The organism is Bradyrhizobium sp. (genome assembly GCF_019242285.1).
Taxonomy (GTDB): domain Bacteria; phylum Pseudomonadota; class Alphaproteobacteria; order Rhizobiales; family Xanthobacteraceae; genus Bradyrhizobium.
On record NZ_JAFAVV010000842.1, the window covers coordinates 1 to 2628 of the forward strand.

Genomic DNA, 2628 nt, shown 5'->3' on the forward strand with positions numbered 1-2628 from the left:
TCGTGACCACGACCTTCCGGTCTTCGAACAGGACGCCGGGGCCAGACAAACGTCCGCAACGACACTCGCGGGTAGCCGACGGCCGACCCATTCGACATCGGGACCGCGAGCGGTCCCGGTCCCGTTGCCTCACCCGCTAAACACAGGGGGCCGAACATGCCGAACGTCACTGCCGACCACAGCAGCCTAGTTAACGCTCTCTGTGAAAACGGCGCCCGCTGCATGTGGCAGCTGATCGACTTGGGAAAGGTCGGGCTGCCGAACATTCAAGCCGTCGAATGTTGGTGGCTGGCCGACGGACGCCTCATCATCGCACAGGCGTGGAAGAACGGAGACGGCTGGAATTATTTTGTCGAGACCCGCCATACCGAGATTGGCGACTGCCTCACCGAGCTGGGCTTGAGCAAACCAGCGCCAGACGAGGCCCACGTCCATCCAGCAAAGTCCAGCCGCTGGCCAAGCGGCAAAATTCCGGCGGCCACGATCTGCGGTGGCCGTCGGCCGTCGCGCCATGCGCCGCCGCGCCTGTCCGCGGCCGCGACGGACAGAGAGCGAGAGGGCCAGGCCAGACAGGGCGAGGAGCCGCCAGGGCGAGAGAGAGGCTCCGCCCGCTCCCCAACCGGAGACACCCATGACCGACGACACGTGCCAAAGCCCGGCTCGCGCGCTGCTTGAGCGCGCCATCGCCGAAGGGCTCACCCTTGGCGATTGCCTCCAGGCCTTTGCCGCCGGTGCCGGCGACGAGAGGCGATACGCCGATTTCGCCCGCGCGCGTCTCGCCCGCGACGGCGCGATCGAGATCGACGATCCCGCCGTCGTCTGCCAGGCCGACGAACCAGGCGCCTACGTGCTCGCGTGGCTATGGGTCGACGCCGCCGAGATCTGGGACGGACCGACCGACAGCGACGGCGCGCCGTGCCGGTGCCTGAACCACTACAGGTGCGACAATTGCGAGCAGGGCTGGACCGATCAATGGTCTTGCGCCTGCAATGACTCTTGTCCAAGCTGCGGCGCCGAGATTGAGCCCTTTGACACCACCGAGCTCGATCTCGCGGGGCGGCCCACAAAGAACAACATGCCAGAACAGCCAGCGCCAACATCCGACGCCAAATCCCAGATCGCCGAGCGCATGGCCGACCTGATCGTGCATGTGCGCCGCCAGCAGGGCGAATGCACCGACGACGACCTGCGCGCGGCCGCTTTCACCGACGAGCAGATCGCCAGCTGCGGGCCGCTCGCCCGCGGCTTCGCCGCGGTCGAACTCGGCGACCCGAGCCTGCAGCCATAGATGGCGCCGAGCGCTATCCACGCGCGGTCGCGTACAATTCCTTCCATCCTTAACTGAGCTGCCGCTGCACGCGCGCCGGCTCGACCAGCCCGGACTGCGGTCGGCCGACGTGTGCAAACGCAACCATGCCCATCCGGTGCATCGGTCCCCCGCCTGGGTGGGCCGCCTGCGTTTTCTGGAGGAACCAAATGGCAAACTTCTACACCCAGTTCTCCTGCCTGCTGCCAGTCCGATCGGCTGCGAACATACCCGCTGCTCTTGATCTCTACGCGCAGCTTAAGAGCGAACTCGATGCCGAGGGCGAGACGATCGGTTTTAGCGTGGAGCCGGCGCAAAAGGCCGGTCACGAAGCGATGCTGTGGCTGTGGGACGAGGACGGCGGCGGCGAGCCCGAGCACGTCATCGCCTTCGCATTCCGCTGCGCCGCGGCGTTCGGCCTGACAGGCCGCTGGGGGTTCGCCTGGAGCCTGAGCTGTTCCCGGCCGCGCATCGACGGCTTCGGCGGCGGCGCGCAGGTGCTCGACCTCGGACGGCGCGAAAGCGTGGCGTGGGTCGACTGTGAAAACTGGTTGGCAGAGCTGACCGGTCGCAATTCGCTACCCGAGGATGGCCGCAATCCCGCAGCCGTCCAGGCCGGTAGCCGCGGTCGTGGCCCGACCACCGCCCATTCCGAAGATCCGGGCAGTGCAACATGATCCGCTTCGTCGTCGGCATCGTCGATCGCATCCTCGACGCGGCGCGGGCTGACCCGTCCGCGCCGGCCGAGCGGCTGATGCCCCACTTCCGCCCCGGCTCCAGCGGCACGAACACGCCAGAAAGCAAACGGGCGGATGAAAACCCATAAAGGACCGGGTAAGCGAGAGAGAGCACTACACTGTCCATGGCCATGTGATTGCCGTGGTCGACCGGCATAGCGGCGGGCGCAGCGCCACCAACGACGCCGAGCGCGTGATCGCCTACCTGGCGACTAACTTCGACCTTGCGAAATTCCGCGTCGTCTACCGGGACACGCGCGGGGTCCGGGACGAGCCCTGCACCCGCGACGGCAGATTTTCCGCCTTCCGCAGCATCACCGAGGGGGACCGCCAAGGGCGCTCGCGAATCTCCGATAGGCCGGGCGACGGCCGTGTTGCGCGCCCACGAAACGCCGGCGCTCCCCGAGGCCGCGGCAAAGAGAAGAGGCAGGGCCGGAAAAGGATGAATTCCGGGCCGGAGAGAGAGACCGAAGGCCCGGTCCGACCCAAACGCCCGTCCCCGGAGCTCCCATGCCGACAACCGCCCGCGCGGCCCGTCCCGCGCCCACCCTCCCTTTGTTTCTGCCGCAACCGCCTGCCGACAAG

Annotated in this window: 4 protein-coding genes; all 4 read left to right on the forward strand. The window is 67.4% G+C overall.

Annotated features, from left to right (window positions below; genetic code table 11):
- The first annotated feature begins 156 nt into the window (after positions 1-156).
- The 4 genes from JOY90_RS34585 (at position 157) to JOY90_RS34600 (ending at position 2132) form a co-directional block, all read left to right on the forward strand.
- Complete coding sequence (locus JOY90_RS34585; protein WP_291695575.1) at positions 157-675, forward strand: hypothetical protein; 519 nt, start codon at positions 157-159, stop codon at positions 673-675.
- Positions 632-1288 (forward strand): hypothetical protein, encoded by a 657-nt coding sequence (locus JOY90_RS34590; RefSeq protein WP_291695576.1) that lies wholly within the window; start codon positions 632-634, stop codon positions 1286-1288. Before JOY90_RS34585 ends, JOY90_RS34590 begins: the two co-directional genes overlap by 44 nt.
- A gap of 188 nt (positions 1289-1476) precedes the next feature.
- Positions 1477-1983: a hypothetical protein gene (locus tag JOY90_RS34595; RefSeq protein ID WP_367277030.1), complete on the forward strand. Its 507-nt coding sequence runs from the start codon at positions 1477-1479 to the stop codon at positions 1981-1983.
- Positions 1980-2132, forward strand: a complete 153-nt coding sequence (locus JOY90_RS34600; protein ID WP_291695577.1) for a hypothetical protein — start codon at positions 1980-1982, stop codon at positions 2130-2132. Before JOY90_RS34595 ends, JOY90_RS34600 begins: the two co-directional genes overlap by 4 nt.
- Positions 2133-2628: the final 496 nt, after the last annotated feature.

Bases quoted from the DNA above. Each gene is read 5' to 3' on its own strand.
- JOY90_RS34585 (WP_291695575.1), top strand. From the start codon at position 157: ATGCCGAACGTCACTGCCGACCACAGCAGCCTAGTTAACGCTCTCTGT.
- JOY90_RS34590 (WP_291695576.1), top strand. From the start codon at position 632: ATGACCGACGACACGTGCCAAAGCCCGGCTCGCGCGCTGCTTGAGCGC.
- JOY90_RS34595 (WP_367277030.1), top strand. From the start codon at position 1,477: ATGGCAAACTTCTACACCCAGTTCTCCTGCCTGCTGCCAGTCCGATCG.
- JOY90_RS34600 (WP_291695577.1), top strand. From the start codon at position 1,980: ATGATCCGCTTCGTCGTCGGCATCGTCGATCGCATCCTCGACGCGGCG.